The organism is Streptomyces sp. NPDC059477 (genome assembly GCF_042749375.1).
Taxonomy (GTDB): domain Bacteria; phylum Actinomycetota; class Actinomycetes; order Streptomycetales; family Streptomycetaceae; genus Streptomyces.
This window is the reverse complement of sequence record NZ_JBHYUG010000088.1, coordinates 1-16,173: the sequence shown is the minus strand read 5'-3', so window position 1 is coordinate 16,173 and position 16,173 is coordinate 1. Positions and strand designations below refer to the sequence as shown.

At 72.8% G+C, this 16,173-nt stretch carries 11 protein-coding genes and 2 pseudogenes; 4 read left to right on the top strand and 9 right to left on the bottom strand.

From position 1 onward, the window contains the following. Positions 1 to 298: 298 nt before the first annotated feature. Positions 299 to 580, bottom strand: a complete 282-nt coding sequence (locus ACFXAZ_RS31435; protein WP_382685201.1) for an acylphosphatase — start codon at positions 578 to 580, stop codon at positions 299 to 301. 160 nt (positions 581 to 740) lie between these two features. On the opposite strand from ACFXAZ_RS31435, the gene ACFXAZ_RS31430 reads away from it, so the two are divergent. Next, complete coding sequence (locus ACFXAZ_RS31430; RefSeq protein ID WP_384598053.1) at positions 741 to 2,009, top strand: CAP domain-containing protein; 1,269 nt, start codon at positions 741 to 743, stop codon at positions 2,007 to 2,009. Positions 2,010 to 2,063: 54 nt separating this feature from the next. Further along, positions 2,064 to 2,462 (top strand): winged helix-turn-helix transcriptional regulator, encoded by a 399-nt coding sequence (locus tag ACFXAZ_RS31425; RefSeq protein ID WP_384598051.1) that lies wholly within the window; start codon positions 2,064 to 2,066, stop codon positions 2,460 to 2,462. Here the strand turns inward: ACFXAZ_RS31425 and mutM are convergent, their stop codons facing one another. The 8 genes and pseudogenes from mutM to recG form a co-directional block, all read right to left on the bottom strand. Beyond that, positions 2,463 to 3,323 carry a bifunctional DNA-formamidopyrimidine glycosylase/DNA-(apurinic or apyrimidinic site) lyase gene (gene mutM, locus ACFXAZ_RS31420; RefSeq protein WP_384598049.1) on the bottom strand — a complete coding sequence of 287 codons (861 nt, stop codon included), beginning with the start codon at positions 3,321 to 3,323 and terminating at the stop codon, positions 2,463 to 2,465. Between the two features lie 401 nt (positions 3,324 to 3,724). Beyond that, positions 3,725 to 4,531 (bottom strand): annotated as a pseudogene (gene rnc, locus ACFXAZ_RS31415) (ribonuclease III); the annotation flags it as partial. 7 nt (positions 4,532 to 4,538) lie between these two features. Beyond that, positions 4,539 to 4,712, bottom strand: a complete 174-nt coding sequence (gene rpmF, locus ACFXAZ_RS31410) for a 50S ribosomal protein L32 (RefSeq protein ID WP_003951102.1) — start codon at positions 4,710 to 4,712, stop codon at positions 4,539 to 4,541. 2 nt (positions 4,713 to 4,714) lie between these two features. Next, positions 4,715 to 5,359, bottom strand: coding sequence for a YceD family protein (locus tag ACFXAZ_RS31405; protein WP_384598047.1), 645 nt, complete (start codon positions 5,357 to 5,359; stop codon positions 4,715 to 4,717). 195 nt (positions 5,360 to 5,554) lie between these two features. Then, complete coding sequence (locus ACFXAZ_RS31400) at positions 5,555 to 6,685, bottom strand: cell division initiation protein (RefSeq protein ID WP_384598045.1); 1,131 nt, start codon at positions 6,683 to 6,685, stop codon at positions 5,555 to 5,557. Positions 6,686 to 6,819: 134 nt separating this feature from the next. Next, the gene (gene coaD / locus ACFXAZ_RS31395; protein ID WP_384598072.1) at positions 6,820 to 7,299 is read right to left on the bottom strand and encodes a pantetheine-phosphate adenylyltransferase; all 480 of its coding nucleotides are present in this window, start codon (positions 7,297 to 7,299) and stop codon (positions 6,820 to 6,822) included. Positions 7,300 to 7,325: 26 nt separating this feature from the next. Further along, on the bottom strand, positions 7,326 to 7,910 hold the full coding sequence (gene rsmD / locus ACFXAZ_RS31390) for a 16S rRNA (guanine(966)-N(2))-methyltransferase RsmD (RefSeq protein WP_384598043.1): 585 nt from the start codon (positions 7,908 to 7,910) through the stop codon (positions 7,326 to 7,328). A 262-nt stretch (positions 7,911 to 8,172) separates the two neighbouring features. Next, positions 8,173 to 10,443 (bottom strand): ATP-dependent DNA helicase RecG, encoded by a 2,271-nt coding sequence (recG, locus tag ACFXAZ_RS31385; RefSeq protein WP_384598041.1) that lies wholly within the window; start codon positions 10,441 to 10,443, stop codon positions 8,173 to 8,175. Positions 10,444 to 10,660: 217 nt separating this feature from the next. Between recG and ACFXAZ_RS31380 the strand changes: the two are divergent. Next, positions 10,661 to 12,487 (top strand): annotated as a pseudogene (locus tag ACFXAZ_RS31380) (HSP90 family protein); the annotation flags it as partial. 464 nt (positions 12,488 to 12,951) lie between these two features. Further along, positions 12,952 to 15,888 (top strand): tetratricopeptide repeat protein, encoded by a 2,937-nt coding sequence (locus tag ACFXAZ_RS31375; protein ID WP_384598039.1) that lies wholly within the window; start codon positions 12,952 to 12,954, stop codon positions 15,886 to 15,888. The last annotated feature ends 285 nt before the right edge of the window (positions 15,889 to 16,173 follow it).

Here is a 16,173-nt window from a genome sequence, read left to right as displayed (position 1 = left end):
AGTGGTGACTCTGCTGTTCTGCCATGCCAAACAGCTAAGGTGCGCGGGGCTTTCAGCGTCTCACCAAAAAGTTTGACGGTCAACACGATCACGCCCCGTATTGGCGGGCGGCCCGGCGCCGCGCGGCCCACGAGGGCGGCGCCGCGGCTCCTGCGGGCCCGCAGGGCGTGGCGATCATTTTTCCGTGCGGAGCCTGCCGGGGCAAGGGCTTCTCGGCAATCACCAGGAGCTTTCCCCCGCACGGCGAGCGCCGGATCCCTTCCCCGCCCGGGCCGCAGGGGTCCGTACGACCCCCGGATCAGCGGATCGCGAAGCCGTCGTAGCCCCCGCGAGGTGTGTCCCAGATCTCGGTCACACCGTCCACGCGGCCGGGCGTGTCGCCCGCGCGGAGCCAGTCGAGGAGCCCTTCGCAGCCCGGCCGCGCCCCCTCGGCGACCACCTGCACCCGGCCGTCCGCCAAATTGAGAGCAAAACCACTCAGGCCCCCGATCTCCAGCGCCTTGGCCCGCGTGAACCAGCGGAAACCCACACCTTGTACCTGCCCACGCACCCAGGCCACCAGCCGCACATCCTCGCTCATGCCTGCAACCTAACCGCGCGATGTCACTCAGGACACTTCCGTGTTCAGCACCATGCGGTACCGTCCCGACGCAGTGAATCTCATATGAAACTCACTCGATCGAGTGAGTTTCATTCGCCACGAAGGACGAATGGGCCGCACGCACGAGGAAGGCCAGGACATGGGACGCCACCGACGCTCCGCCGCCGGACGCGCCGCCAGGGACCGCGCCACGGGGGTCGTACCGCAGGGTTCCGCCACGGGGAACCACGACCCGCAGGACTCGTACGGGGGCGGTCGCGCGGCCAGAGGCATCGCGCCCTATCTGAACCCGGAGGCGTACGCCGAGACCACGGCCCGCAGCGAGGCCTATCTGTTCGCGACGGACGACGACCACCGGGGCACGAGCGGCACCGACGGCACTGGCGACACTGTCGGCACTGCCGGGTCCGGACCTTTCGCGGGCCCCGACGGGTCCACCCCCCTCGCCGGCACCGGCGGGTCCATCGCCCTCGCGGGCGTCGGTGAGCAGGGCGCCGGCTCACGCCGCCGGGCCAGGAAGAAGGGCTCACGCCCGGTCCGCACCGGGCTGCTCGGCGTCTCCGCCGCGGTCGCCCTCGGTACGGTCGCGGTCGCCACCGGGGTACTGCCCGGCACCGAGAACTACCGCATCGGCGGCGGCAGCGGCGACAGGATCGAGGCCGCCGACAGCCCCACCGGCACGCCCAGTGCCCAGGGCGGCACCTCCGGCAGCGCCGAGAGCGGCGAACCCGGCGCCACCAGCGACGCCACCCAGCGCTCCACCTCCCCCACGCCCTCGCCCTCCCCGACCGGCACCTCGGCCGCCCCCGGCGCGCCCGCGAAGAAGACGCCCGAGCAGCAGTCGCCCCAGCCGACGAACCCGGCCACCACCCCATCGAAAACCTCTTCGAAAACCCCCTCGAATGCCGCCCCGCCACCCCCGACCACGAAGCCCGCCACCCCGGCGCCGAGCCGTACGGCCCCGAAGGCACCGGCCGCCCCGCCGCCCGCGTCCCCGGATCAGCCCTCCGTCCCGGCCAACGTGTCCGAGGAGACCGCTGCCGCCGCCGAGGTGGTGCGGCTGGTCAACGCCGAGCGGGCCAAGGTCGGGTGCAGCCCGGTCGCCGCGAACAGCGCGCTGTCGGGGCTGGCCCAGGACTTCAGCGAGGACATGGCCGCCCGCGGCTTCTTCGACCACACCGACCCCGACGGCGCCTCGCCCTGGGACCGGGCCGCGGCGGCCGGGATATCCGACCTCGGCGGCGAGAACATAGCCCGCGGCCAGGCCGACGCCGCCGCCGTCATGGACGCCTGGATGAACAGCGACGGCCACCGCGCCAACATCCTGAACTGCGACTTCACCACGCTCGGCGTGGGCGTCCAGTTCGGCTCGGGCGGCCCGTGGTGGACACAGGACTTCGGGTACTAACTCCCAGTTAGCGCACTCTGCCGATCAGCGCTTCCCTCCCGTACGCTCGCGGCCATGGACACCCCACAGGAACGCGCCGACGAGCGGGACCTCCCGTACAACGTGTTCGCCAAGGTCTGTCCCTCGCGTCGCACGCTGGAGCATGTCACCGGCCGCTGGGGCGGGCTCACCCTGGGCGCGCTGTACGACGGCTCGCTGCGTTTCAACGAACTGCGCCGCCGCATCGATGGCGTCAGCGAGAAGATGCTGTCCCAGACCCTGCACGCCCTGGAGCGCGACGGCCTGGTGCACCGCGAGGCCCAGCCCACCAACCCGCCCCGGGTGGATTACGAGCTGACCCCGCTCGGCCGCCGCGTCACCGAGCGGCTGCTGACCCTGATCGCGTGTGTGCAGGACAGCATGGACGACGTCCTCGCGGCCCGGCGCCGGTACGACGAGCAGCGGCAAACCTGATCACGAGGGGACGCGCGGTGGCCGCTGGCAGGTCGGGCAGAAGTAGCTCGACCGGTTCATCCACGCGCGTCGCCGGATCGGCGTACCGCAGCGCCTGCACGGCAGTCCCTCGCGGCCGTACGCGTCGAGCGAGCGGTCGAAGTAGCCCGACTCGCCGTTGACGTTGACGTAGAGGCTGTCGAAGCTGGTGCCGCCGACCGCGAGGGCCTCGTTCATCACGTCCCGGACATGGCCGAGGAGTTCGGTGGTGCGCGGGCGGGTGAAGCCGGCCGTCGGGCGTTCGTAGTGCAGCCGGGAGCGCCACAGCGCCTCGTCGGCGTAGATGTTGCCGACGCCGCTGATCAGGGACTGGTCGAGCAGGGCGCGTTTGATGGTGGTCCGCTTGCGGCGCAGCGCCTGGTGGAACGCCTCGTCCTCGAAGAGCGGGTCGAGGGGATCGCGGGCGATGTGCGCGATGACGTCGGGCAGCCCGTCGGTGTCGGTGTCGTGCAGCGAGAGCCCGCCGAAGGTGCGCTGGTCGACGAAGCGCAGCTCGGTGTCGAGGGCGTCGGCGAAGCGGACCCGGATCCTGAGGTGCTTCTCGTCGGGCGCGGCGTGCGGCTGGACCAGCAGCTGGCCGCTCATCCCGAGGTGCGCGAGCACCGCCTGGTGGCTGTCCTCCAGCGGCAGCCACAGATACTTGCCGCGCCTGCTCGCCACCCCGATGCGATGCCCCTTGAGCCGGTGCCCGAAGTCCTCGCCGCCGGCGAGATGGCGGCGCACCGCACGCGGGTGCAGCACCTCGGCGTCGGCGACGGTGCGATGCGCGACCCACCGTTCCAGACCACGTCGTACGACTTCGACCTCGGGCAGTTCGGGCATCGGATCTCCCGTCGGGGGCCGGCCGGGGCCGGTGCGGTCCCGGGTCGCGACGGCCCGAGCGCCCACCCCGGACGGAGGGGAGGGCGCTCGGGTCGTGCTGGTGTGTGTCAGGCGGAGGCGGACGCTTCGCCGTTGGACGACACCTGGTCGCCCTCGGACGTCCGGCTTCCCCGGGGGGCCTGGTCCCCGTCGGAAACCCGGCCGCCATCGGGAACCAGCTCGATGCCGGGCGCCTGGTCCCCAGGAGAAACCTGGTCCCCGTCGGAGATCTGATCCCCGTCGGAAACCTGATCCCCGTCGGAGACCCGGCCTGCGTCGGACGTCTGGTCGCCGTCGGCAACCCGCTCGGCGTCGGACGCCCGGTCGCCGTCGGCGTCCCGGTCGCCCTCCGGACGGGTCGCCTCCGCTTCCGCGGCCTTGGCTTCCGCCGCCTCGGCGCGTTCGTCCGCAGCGGCGCGGATGGAGCGCCAGGCGGACTCGGCGGCCTGCTGCTCCGCCTCCTTCTTGCTGCGGCCGGTGCCGGTGCCGTACGAGACGCCTCCGACGCGGGCGGCAGCGGTGAAGGTCTTCTCGTGGTCGGGTCCGGTCTCCGTGACCAGGTACTCGGGCACGCCGAGCCCCTCGGTCGCGGTCAGCTCCTGGAGGGATGTCTTCCAGTCCAGGCCGGCTCCGAGGTTGGAGGACTTCTCGATCAGCGGGTCGAACAGGCGGTGCACCAGCTCGGACGCCACGTCGAGGCCCCGGTCGAGATAGACCGCGCCGATCACCGCTTCCAGGGTGTCGGCGAGGATGGACGCCTTGTCCCGGCCGCCCGTGCCCTCTTCACCACGGCCGAGCCGGATGAAGGCGCCCAGGTCGAGACCGCGGCCGACCCCGGCCAGCGCACGCGAGTTGACCACCGCGGCCCGCAGCTTGGCCAGCTGTCCCTCGGGCAGATCGGGGTGGGTGCGATACAGCGTGTCCGTCACGACGAGGCCGAGCACGGAGTCCCCGAGGAACTCCAGGCGCTCGTTCGTGGGCAGACCGCCGTTCTCGTACGCGTACGAGCGATGGGTCAGCGCACGCACCAGAAGGGCGGACTCGACGTGGTAGCCGAGCCGCCCTTCCAGAAGTGCGTGGGACGAGGACTGGTGGTCCGCCGATTTCCGGGCCTTTGGGTCCGGGTTGGCGTCATCCGCCTTCTTTGGCGTGGACACAGTGCCTCTCACCAGCCGCTCAGACCTCTAGGACCTGGCGCTTGTTGTAGGTGCCGCACGACGGGCACGCGATGTGCTGCTGCTTGGGCTCGTGGCAGCGCTCGCACGCAACCAGGGTGGGGACCGCAGCCTTCCACTGCGACCGGCGGTGGCGCGTGTTGCTGCGCGACATCTTCCGCTTCGGAACAGCCACGGCTACTTCTCCTGCTTCTCGTCGACGCCCGCATCGGCGCCGCTCAACGTGTCCTGATCGCCGTCTTCGAGTGAATCGGCGATTCCCTGCAATGCCGCCCAACGGATGTCGACGGCGTCGTGATGGTGGTCCGGGTCGTCCGCGAGCCGCGCCCCGCACTGGGAGCACAGGCCCGGACAGTCTTCCCGGCACACCGGCTGCATCGGCAGTGCGAGCACCACCGCATCGCGCAGCACGGGTTCGAGGTCGAACAGGCCGTCCTCGATGAAGAGCCTGTCCTCGTCGTCCTCGGCGTCGTCGCCCGGTTCCGCGATCACGCGGCCCCGGTCGTCGGCGTCAGGGTACGAGAACATCTCCTGGAACTCCGCTTCGAGCGGCAGCTCCAGCGGCTCCAGACACCTTACGCACTCCCCCTCGGCACGGGCACGGGCGGTGCCTGTGACGAGCACCCCTTCCATGACCGACTCCAGGCGGAGCGTCAGCTCCACCGGGATGCCTTCCGGCACCGCGACAACGCCCTGGAGACCGAGGTCCTTGGGGGCGTCGACCGTGCGGGTCAGGCGCTGGAGCGCACCGGGCCGCCGGCCCAGCTCGTGCGTGTCGAACACGAGGGGGTTGCGGTGGTCGAGGCGGGCGTTCAGAGCCATTCCTGCTTTCGATCTGCGAGCCAAGAAGGAAACGCCGCCCGCCGGTGTTCCTGGGCAGCGCTGATCGCGGACATACACACGACCGAAGAGCCAGGATACTGGACCTTTCGCTGAGGGCCCAATCCGGTACGTCGCACCCCGGGCGGCGGGCACCTCGCGCCCCTGCCGCCCGTACGTCCGGTGCGGCGGCGTGCGCTACAGGCCGCGGCCCTGCTCGTACGCGCGCAGCTGCTCGGCGCTGATCATGCTGGTGTCGAAGAGGCTGGTCTCGTCGAGCGCGTACCCCTGCTGCGGCGCCTGCTGAGGCTGCTGCTGGGGTTGCTGGTGCGGCTGCTGCTGGGGTTGCTGGTGTGCCTGGTGCGGCTCGTAGCCCGGCTGGGTCTGCTGCGGGTCGTAGCCCTGGTACGCCGCCGCGTACGGGTCGGGCTGCTGATAGCCGTACGGGTCCTGCTGGGGGTCGTAGCCCTGCTGGTAGCCCGCGTAGGGGTCGGGCTGCTGCTGGTAGGCGGTGGCGTAGGCGGGCTCGGCGGCGGGGGGCTGCGCGGGCTGGGGCGGGGCGACGGGGGCGGCGGGGGGGACCGGCGCGGCGGCGCGGGGGGCCGGGGTGTCGGGGAGCGCCGCGAGGCCGGCGAGGTAGTCGGCGTCGCTGGAGTGCTGGACGGTGCTGAGGTCGTCGGCGAGCGCGCTGAGGTCGTCGGAGGCGAGCCGCCCGTGCAGCTTCTGACGGCCGCGTCCGACCGCCTCCAGCGTCTTGGCGAGGACCGCCTCGAACGCGCCGAGCTTGACGTCGACGTACTGGTCGGCGCTGCGGCGCAGGGTCTCGGGGTCATGGCTGCGCTCGGGGGCGTCCGCGTCCTCGTAGCCCTGGTCGTCCAGGCCCGGACCGGTGCCGAGGAGCTTCTCGCGGCCCCGGCCGACCGAGCCGAGGGTCTTGTTGAGGACGACCTCGAAGTTGGCGAGCTTGGAGTCGACGTATTCGTCCGCCTCCGCGCGGATCTCCTCGGCTTCGGCGCGGGCCTCGGCGAGGATGCGGTCGGCCTCGCTCTGGGAGCGGCGGGCGACCTCGGTGTCGGAGATCAGCGAGCCCCGCTCGGCGTGCGCGCCCTGGATGATCCGGTCGGCCTCCTGACGGGCCTGCTCGACCAGCTGCTCGCGCCCGCCGATCAGCTCCTGCGCCTGGGCGAGGGATCCGGGCAGCGCCCCGCGGACCTCTTCCAGCAGCGAGAGCAGCTCCGCGCGGTTGATCACGCACGAGGCCGACATGGGCATCGACCGGGCGCCGGAGACCGTGGCGACGATCTCGTCGAGCTTCTTCTGCACGTCCACCGTGTGCTCGCCATTCTCTACAGCTGTGTTGGAGACCGACGGGACGACTGTACGGCCCTGGGACCGCCGGGGGACACCGGTTCCGGGGGCGGGCCCCTGACCGGGCGGTGGCCGGGTCGCGCCGGGTGGGTGGCTCAGTCCCGCTTCAGCCGGGCTGCGAGTGCTTCGAGGACCAGCGGCGGGACCAGGTGGGAGACATCGCCGCCCCAGGTCGCGACCTCCTTGACCAGGGAGGACGACAGGAAGGAGTAGGTGGGGTTGGTGGGCACGAAGAGGGTCTCGACGCCCGACAGGCCGTTGTTCATCTGGGCCATCTGGAGTTCGTAGTCGAAGTCGCTGACCGCGCGCAGGCCCTTGACGATGGCAGGGATGTCGCGCTGCTTGCAGAAGTCGACGAGCAGGCCGTGGAACGCCTCCACGCGTACGTTGCCGTACTCGGCGGTGACCTCGCGGATCATGTCGATCCGCTCCTCGATCTCGAACAGGCCCTTCTTGGACTTGTTGATCATCACCGCGACATAGACCTCGTCGTACAGACGGGACGCCCGGGCGATGATGTCGAGATGTCCATTGGTGATCGGGTCGAATGACCCGGGACAGACGGCGCGGCGCACTTGTGATCCCTCGCTCTCAGGTCCGGTCATCGTGTGTCTGGACTTGTCGAGGCGGCGCGTCCGTACCAAAAGGTTCCTTCGCCGTAGCGACGGGACCGGAGGGCTGCGAAACCGTCCGGCCACCGGAAATCCCCGCCTCTGGTGCTGCGCTCCACGGTGACGAGGGCTTCCCCCGCGAGCCAGCCCCCAGCGCGGAGTGTGAGCAGAATCTCCCGAAGATCGTCGTCCGTCACGGCGTACGGCGGATCAAGAAACACCAGGTCGTACGGGGTCCCGGGCGCGGACCGGATGATCTGCTCGGCCTTGCCCGCGCGGACCTCGGCGCCGGGCAGGCCGAGGCTCTTCGCGTTCTCCCGGACGATCCTGGCCGCGCGGGCGTCGGCCTCCACCAGGAGGGTGTGGCCGGCGCCGCGGGACAGCGCCTCCAGGCCCACGGCTCCGGAACCGGCGTACAGGTCGAGCACCCGCTCGCCGTCCAGCGGGCCGCCCAGCAGGGACTGCCAGGTGGAGAAGAGGGCCTCGCGCGCACGGTCGGAGGTGGGGCGCGTGCCGGTGCCCGGGGGGACGGTCAGGCGGCGTCCGCCGGCTGTGCCGGCGATCACGCGGGTCATGTGGGGTCCTTCTGGTGGGCGGCTTCCGGCTGGGTCAGCGGCTTCCGGTTCAGTGTCGCAGGCGGGGGTGAGGGGTGCCTGGGCGCGGTCGGCTGGTCGGGGTCGGGGGCGTGGCCGGGCGGGGGCGTGGCCGGGCGGCCGGTCGAGTCGTGGCCGGTCGGTCGGCCGCTGCGGATCGTGGCCGGCCATGACTGCCCGGTTCCCCCGCCTCTGAGAGCCCGGAATTCAGATGAGAGCCCGGGATTCAAGGAGGGGCTGCCGCTCAGCCCTTTTCGAGGTACTGCTCTCTTTCCTCGTCCAGGAGGGCGTCCAGGGCCGTGCGCAGGCCCGGGAGGCCGGTGAGGTCCGGGTCGGCGGCCACCAGTCTCGTCGCCTCCTCCCTCGCCTCCGCGATGATCTCCTCGTCCTCGATGACCGCGAGGACGCGCAGGCTGGAACGGGCGCCGGACTGGGCCTGGCCGAGGACATCGCCCTCGCGGCGCTGTTCGAGGTCGATGCGGGACAGTTCGAAGCCGTCGAGGGTGGCCGCGACGGCGTTGAGTCGCTGGCGGGCGGGGCTCGCCTCGGGCATCTCGGTGACCAGCAGGCACAGGCCGGGGGCGGAGCCGCGCCCGACCCGGCCGCGCAGCTGGTGGAGCTGGGAGACGCCGAAGCGGTCAGCGTCCATGATCACCATGGCGGTGGCGTTGGGGACGTTGACCCCGACCTCGATGACGGTCGTGGCGACCAGGACGTCCGTGTCCCCGGCGGCGAAGCGGCGCATGACGGCGTCCTTGTCGTCGGGCGGCATCCGGCCGTGCAGCACCTCGACCTTGAGGCCGGACAGGGGGCCCTTGGCGAGCCGGCCGGCGATGTCGAGGACGGCGAGCGGGGGGCGCTTCTCGGCGTCGTCCTCGGGGGACTTCGCCGCTGTGGCGGATTTCTTCGGGACGTTGGGGTCGCCCGGGTTGGCTTTCGCCGCCCTGGGGGGCTTCTTGGGGTCGTCCTCCTCGTCGCCGATGCGGGGGCAGACGACGTACGCCTGATGGCCGTTGGACACCTCCTCGCGCACGCGCTCCCAGGCGCGCGCCAGGAAGTGGGGCTTGTCGGCGGCGGGGACGACATGGCTGGCGATGGGTGAGCGGCCGGCCGGGAGCTGGTCGAGGACGGAGGTCTCCAGGTCGCCGAAGACGGTCATGGCGACGGTCCGCGGGATCGGCGTGGCCGTCATGACCAGCAGATGGGGCGGCTGCTTGCCCTTGCCGCGCAGGGCGTCACGCTGCTCGACACCGAAGCGGTGCTGTTCGTCCACGACGACCAGCCCCAGGTCGTGGAACTGCACCTTGTCCTCGATCAGCGCGTGGGTGCCGATCACGATCCCGGCCTCGCCGGTGGCCAGGTCGAGCAGGGCGTGGCGGCGGGCCGCCGCGCCCATGGACCCGGTGAGCAGCACGACCTTGGTGGAGTGCTCGGCGCCGCCGAGCATCCCGCCCTCGGCCAGCTCGCCCATCATCTCGACCACCGAGCGGTGATGCTGCTGGGCCAGCACCTCGGTGGGCGCGAGCAGGGCGGCCTGACCGCCGGAGTCGACGACGGCGAGCATCGCGCGCAGGGCGACCATCGTCTTTCCGGAGCCGACCTCGCCCTGGAGCAGACGGTGCATCGGATGGTCCGTGGCCAGATCGGTGAAGATCTCGGCGGTGACCTTCCGCTGGCCCTCGGTGAGAGTGAAGGGGAGCCGGGCGTCGAAGGCGGTGAGCAGTCCGTCGGGGCGGGGGGCGCGCGGGACGGCCGGGAGCAGGGCGTCGCCGTGGCGGCGGCGGGCGAGGGCGACCTGGAGGACGAACGCCTCGTCCCACTTGAGCCGGTCGCGGGCGTCCTCGATGTCGGCCTTGGTGTGCGGGCGGTGGATCTTGAGCAGGGCCTCGGGCAGGGAGACCAGCCCGCGGCCCTCGCGCAGGGAGCCGGGGAGCGGGTCGACGGCCTCCTGGGCGCGCGGCAGGACGGTCTGGACGGCCTTGCCGATCTTCCAGGACTCCAGCTTGGCGGTGGCGGGGTAGAGCGGGATGAGGGCGCCCGCCCAGGACTCGACGGACTCCTCGGCCTCCGCCACCTCGCCGCCGAGGAGTTCGTAGGCCGGATGGGCCAGTTGGAGTCTGCGGTTGAAGAGGGAGACCTTTCCGGCGAACATCGCGCGGGTGCCGGGCAGGAGGTCCTTGTGCGGTTTGTGCACGCCGTTGCCGAAGAACACCAGTTGGAGCCGGCCGCTGCCGTCGGTGATGGTGACCTCCAGGCGCTGGCCCTTGCCGCGTGGCGCGCGCGCCGAGGCGAAGGTGTGCAGCCGGGCGTCGGCGACCTGGGCCACCACCGTGACATGCTCGTCCATCGGCAGATCGGCGAGGTGGGTGAGCTGGCCACGCTCCTCGTATCTGCGCGGATAGTGGTGGAGGAGGTCGCCGACCGTGTGCAGGCCGAGATGCTCGGCCATCACCTTGGCGGTGGCGGGGCCGAGCACCTTTTTCAGTGGTTCTTCCAGTGCGGGCACGAGATCCATTGCACACCACACCACTGACAATGCCGTATACGTCTGAGGAAACCCCTGGTCAGACGGCTGGTTCGGGCCCTAGGATGACCGGCCCCAGGCCATCCCCGCCCGGCTGGTCAGCGTTTGCCCGTCCGCACCGCCCGTCCGTTCCGCCCGTTCCGCGGTCACCTCACACGGGGCCGCCCGACCCCGCGCCGCCGCGAAACCCCCCACCGGCGCAGCGACGATGGATTCCCAGACCTCACAGTCATCCCAGGCTCCTCAGCCTCCCCACCCACCCCATACGTTCCAGGTCGACCTGCGTGGTCTGGTGGACCTGCTCTCCCATCACCTCTACTCCAGCCCCCGGGTCTACCTGCGCGAACTGCTCCAGAACGCGGTCGACGCGATCACCGCCCGGCGGGCCGAGCAGCCCGACGCGCCCGCCCGGGTGCGGCTGTACGCCGAGGGCGGCGCCCTGCGCGTGGAGGACTCCGGCGTCGGGCTCACCGAGTCGGATGTGCACACCCTGCTGGCCACCATCGGGCGCAGCTCCAAGCGGGCCGAGGGGCTCCAGGAGGCCCGCTCGGACTTCCTCGGGCAGTTCGGCATCGGGCTACTGGCGTGTTTCGTGGTCGCCGAGAAGATCCGCGTGGTCAGCCGCAGCGCCCGCGAGCCGGATTCCCGTCCGGTGGAGTGGACGGCGGCCGACGACGGCTCGTACACCGTGCGGACCCTGCCGGACGAGGCCCGGCCCGAACCCGGCACCACCGTGCACCTGGTGGCACGCGCGGGCGCGGGCGAGTGGCTGGCCGAGGAGCGGGTCCTGGAGCTGGCCCGGGACTTCGGCTCGCTGCTGCCCTACGACGTGCGGGTCGGCGCCGAGGAGGTCACCGATCTGCCGGCGCCCTGGGACCGCCCGTATCCGTCGCCCGCGACCCGGCGGGTGGCGCTGGCCCGGCACTGCCACGAGCTGTTCGGGTTCACGCCGCTGGACTCGATCGACCTGAGCGTGCCCCTGGCCGGGATCCGCGGGGTGGCGTACGTGCTGCCGTCCGCGGTCAGCCCGGCGCAGCGGGCCCGGCACCGGGTGCACCTCAAGGGCATGCTGCTGACCGAGCGTGCCGAACAGCTGCTGCCCGACTGGGCGTTCTTCGTGCGCTGCGTCCTGGACACGGACAGTCTGCGGCCGACGGCCTCGCGCGAGGCGCTGTACGAGGACGAGACGCTGGCCGCCGTGCGCGAGGCGCTGGGCGAGCGGATCCGCTCCTGGCTGACGGCGCTCGCGGCCGGTGACCCGCAGCGGCTCGCGGCGTTCCTGTCGGTGCACCATCTGGGCGTGAAGTCGCTCGCGCGGCACGACAAGGACATGCTGCGCACGATGCTGCCGTGGCTGCCGTTCGAGACGACGGACGGGCAGCTGTCCCTGGAGGAGTTCGCGCAGCGCCACCCCGTGGTGCACTTCACCCGTACGGTCGAGGAGTTCCGGCAGGTCGCGCCGATCGCCTCGGCGCAGGGCATCGGGGTCGTCAACGGCGGTTACACGTACGACAGCGAGCTGGTGGAGGCGCTGCCGTCGGTGCGGCCCGGTTCGTCGGTGGCGGAGCTGGACGCCGACACGGTGACCGCCCATCTGGACGCCGTGGACCCGGCCGAGGAACTCGCCCTGTCGGGCTTTCTGGGCGCCGCGCGGGCGGCCCTGGACCCGCTGGGCTGCGATGTCGTGCTCCGCGCGTTCCATCCGCTGTCGGTGCCCGCGCTGCACCTGGACGACCGGCAGGCGCGGCACGAGCAGGCTCGCGCGGAGGCCGAGGCGCAGGCCGACGATCTGTGGGCGGGCATTCTCGGCTCGCTGCGCGGCAGTGCCCCGCGCGCGAGGCTGGTGCTCAACCATCTCAACCCGCTGATCCGGCGGATCAGTTCGCTGCCCGACCGGGAGCTGATCGGCACGGCCACCGAGTCGCTGTACGGGCAGGCGCTGCTGATGGCGCAGCGCCCCTTGCGCCCGGCGGACTCCGCGCTGCTGAACCGCGCCTTCATCGGCCTGCTGGAGTGGGCCACGCACGGCGAGAGCGCGGGCGCCACGGGCGCCACCGGTTCCGAGGGCCTGGGCGCGGGCGGGGGCTCCGACGGCCACGGCTCGGGCCCGGGCGGGCCCGGCTCTGGCTCCGGTGGCCAGGCCTCAGGTCACGGCGGCCACGGCTCGGCACGCGGCGACCGTGGCTCAGGCTCCGACGGGCGTGGCGAGGGGTCCGACGGCCGTGGCTCGGGCTCCGACGGCCGTGGCTCGGGCTCCGGCGGCCACGGCTCGGGACACGGCGACCGTGGCTCAGGCTCCGATGGCCAAGGCTCAGAACCCGGTGGCCGCGGCTCGGGCCCCAGTGACCAGGGCTCAAGCCCCGACGGCCACGGCTCAAGCTCCGACGCCCGTGGCTCAGACCCCGGTGGCCGTGGCTCGGGCCCCGACGGCCACGGCTCAAGCCCGGACGGTCCCGATTCCGGCGGCCCCGACTCCGACTTCACCGGGAACGGTCACTGATGAGTGAGATCACCGACTTCGACTCGCTGCGCCACGCGATGGCGGAGAACTCCGAGCGGCCGGAGGGCCCGGCCCGCAACGCCCGCGCGGAGCAGCTGCTCGCGGAGGCCGAGAAGCTGGACATCCCGCTCGCCGTGATCGAGGCGCTCGGCCACCAGCTGAAGGTCTACAACTACAGCTCCGAGAAGGACAAGATGTTCGTCCCCTTCGCGCGCTTGCTGCGCATGTGGGACGAGCGGCCCGAGGACTTCGACGCGTACGAGACACACTCGCTGCACTGGGTCTTCAAGTGGATGTCGGCGGGCATGCTGGACCAGCCGCACATCCCGCTCGCCTCGATCGAGAAGTGGCTCGGCGAGATGGAGCACCGCTACCGGCTGGCCGGGCACTCGGAACGGGCGGTGCGCAGCGCGGAGTTCAGCGTCGCCGCGCACGTGGGCGATGTGGCACGGGCCGAGCGGGCGTACACGGCGTGGCTGGCGGCGGACCGGGACGACATGGCGGACTGCCACGCCTGCGAGCTGCACGGGCAGGGCTGGTGGCAGGCGGAGCGCGGCCGGGACACGGAGGCGCTCGGCCTGTGGGAGCCGGTCCTTGAGGGCGAGTACACATGCGCGCACGAGCCGCACACCGCGCTGGCCTCGTCCCTGCTGCCGTTGCTGCGGCTCGGCCGGGTCGACGACGCCCGCGCACACCATCTGCGGGGCTTCCGCATGGTGCGGTCCATGGAGAGCATGCGGGGCGCGTACGCGGACCATGTGGAGTTCTGCGCGCTGACCGGGAACGAGGCACGCGCGCTGGAGCTGATCGCCGAGCGTCCGGCGTACTTCACCGACAGCGGGCATCCGCGCAGCCGGCTGGACTTCCTGAGCGTGGTGACCCTCCTCATGGAGCGGCTGACCGGTCTCGGCCTGGGCGACCGGCCGGTGCCGGGCCCCGCCGGACGCGACTGGACCGCGCGCGAGCTGGCCACCCACGCCCGCGCGGAGGCGCTCGCACTGAGCGCCCGCTTCGACGCGCGCAATGGCACGGCGTACGTGAGTGAGCGGGCCCGCGCGCGGATGGACCAGCGCCCCCTGACGGACCGGCTGCCGCTGGGCGTGCGCTCCATACGCACGGCGGCCACGCCCACCGCCCCGCCCACCCCGGCGCCGGAGGCCGCCGAGCCGGAGCTGTCCGTGCTGCTGGCCGAGGCGCGGCGCCAGTCGGACACCCTCCAGCCGCACGCCGTGGAGGCATGGGCGGCGGTCGCGCGGGCCGCCGAGGGCACCGAGCTGGCCGCCCGCGACCGCGCGGAGATCGCCGACCACCGCGCGATGGAGCTGGGCCCGGAGGGCCTGGAGTTCTTCGAGCGGGCCGCCGCGTACTACACCGAGGCGGGTGACCCCGGCGAGTCACTGGCCGCACGCGCGCGTGCGGCGTACGTACAGGCCCTCTCCGGGCGTGTCGAGGAGGCGCTGGCGGCGGTCGCGGGCCCGTACGACGAGGTGCTCGCGCTGTACGCCGAGGACGGCACCGGCGTACGGCAGACCGTGTCGGTCGTGATGGCGCGGGCGCGCATCCTGATGCGGCGCGTGCACGAGGCCGACGGCGAGGTCGAGCGGGGCGCCCTGGACGTGGCCGAGGCCGCCGTGCGCGAGGTGCTGGCGCTGGTGGAGGGGCGGGCCGGGGACGACGTACGGCTCGCCGCGCGGGCCGCCGAGGCGACCGCCATGCTGGCCGAGCTGGCGGCGCACGGCGAGGGCGTGGCGCGCGCCGGGGAGCTGTTCGAGCGGGCGGCGGCCGGGTTCGTGGCCGCCGGGTTGCCGTGGTTCGCCGTGGAGTACGAGGCCCGGCTGGCCGGGATCGCCCATCACCTCGGCGACGTGGCCGGGGCGGAGCGGGCGTTGCGGGCGGCCCTGGAGCACGGCGGGGCGTATCTGGAGCCGCCCGGCCGGGCCCGGCTGAACCTCCAGCTGGCCGAGGTGCTGGGCGGCACCGGACGGCCCGCCGAGGCCGCCGAGCACGCCCTGGAGGCCGCGCACTGGGCCGACGAGGCGGGCGAGGGACCGGAGCTGGGTGCCTGGGCGCGGCAGCTGCTAGGCGGCTTCCTGCTGCCTCTGGGGCGCTGGGCGGAGGCCGCGGAGGTGCTGGAGTCGGCGCTCACCGACCTGAGTGCCGAGACGCACGGCGACGGGGCGGTCGTCCAGACCCAGTGGTGGCTCGGCGACGCGCTCAGTGAACTGGGCGAGCACCGCGCGGCGGCCGAGCGGCGGCTCCAGGCGGCCGACCTCGCCCGCCAGTGGCCCGAGCAGCAGGACCACGCCACGCTCGCCCATCTCGCCGCCGAGTCCCTCGGGGCCGCCGGGATGCCCGCCGAGGCCGACCAGGCGTACGCACGCGCGGGCGAGCTGTGGCGCTCCCTGGGCGATGTCCACGGCCTGGTCCGCTCCCTGCGCGCCCGCGCGTGGCTCGCCTTGCGCGACGACGACTCGCGGGCCTTCGCCGGGGAGCTGATGGAGCAGGGGGTCCAGGAGTGCGCGACGGCCATGGACACGGCCCCTGATGACGAGGCCCGCCGACAGCTGGCCCTCGAACTGGGCCACACCCACCGCCAGTTCGGTGACCTCCTGGCCCGCGCCGCCAACGACGACGACACGCCGATCGAGCCCGGCTTCGAGGCCGCCCTCGCCCAGGTCACCCGGGCCATCCAGGTCTTCACCTCCCTCGGCCCGGCCGCCCTCCACGCCCGCACCGGCGCCGAACTCGCCGCAGGCTGGCTGGAGGCCGACCTGGGCCGCCCCGACCACTCCCGCGCCCGCGCGCGTACGGTGCTGGACGCCTACGCGGACGCCGACGACGAGCCGGCGGCCCTGCGCACCGGGGAGGCGGAACGGATGCTCCGGGCGGTGGCGGAGAACGGGGAGGCGGGCGAGACGGGGGGCGCGGAGGTATAGCCGGGGCGATCGCCTGGGAAGGGTGCGCGCGGGCCGGGCGGGCGACATGGACGCCCGGCGCCCGACGGGCAACGGTCCGGGGCGAACGGACAGCACGCGGAGTGGCTGAACGCGGGGCAGGAAGCACGCCGGGGCACTGCCCAGCGGACAGCACGCGAAGTGGCTGAACCCAGGGCAGGAAGCACGCCGGGGCCGCACCACTGCCGGACAACCGGACGCGGGACGGGAAACGGCGCCGCGCGAGCACGGCAGCGGCAGGCGGACGCCGGCCCCGCCCGGCTGGAG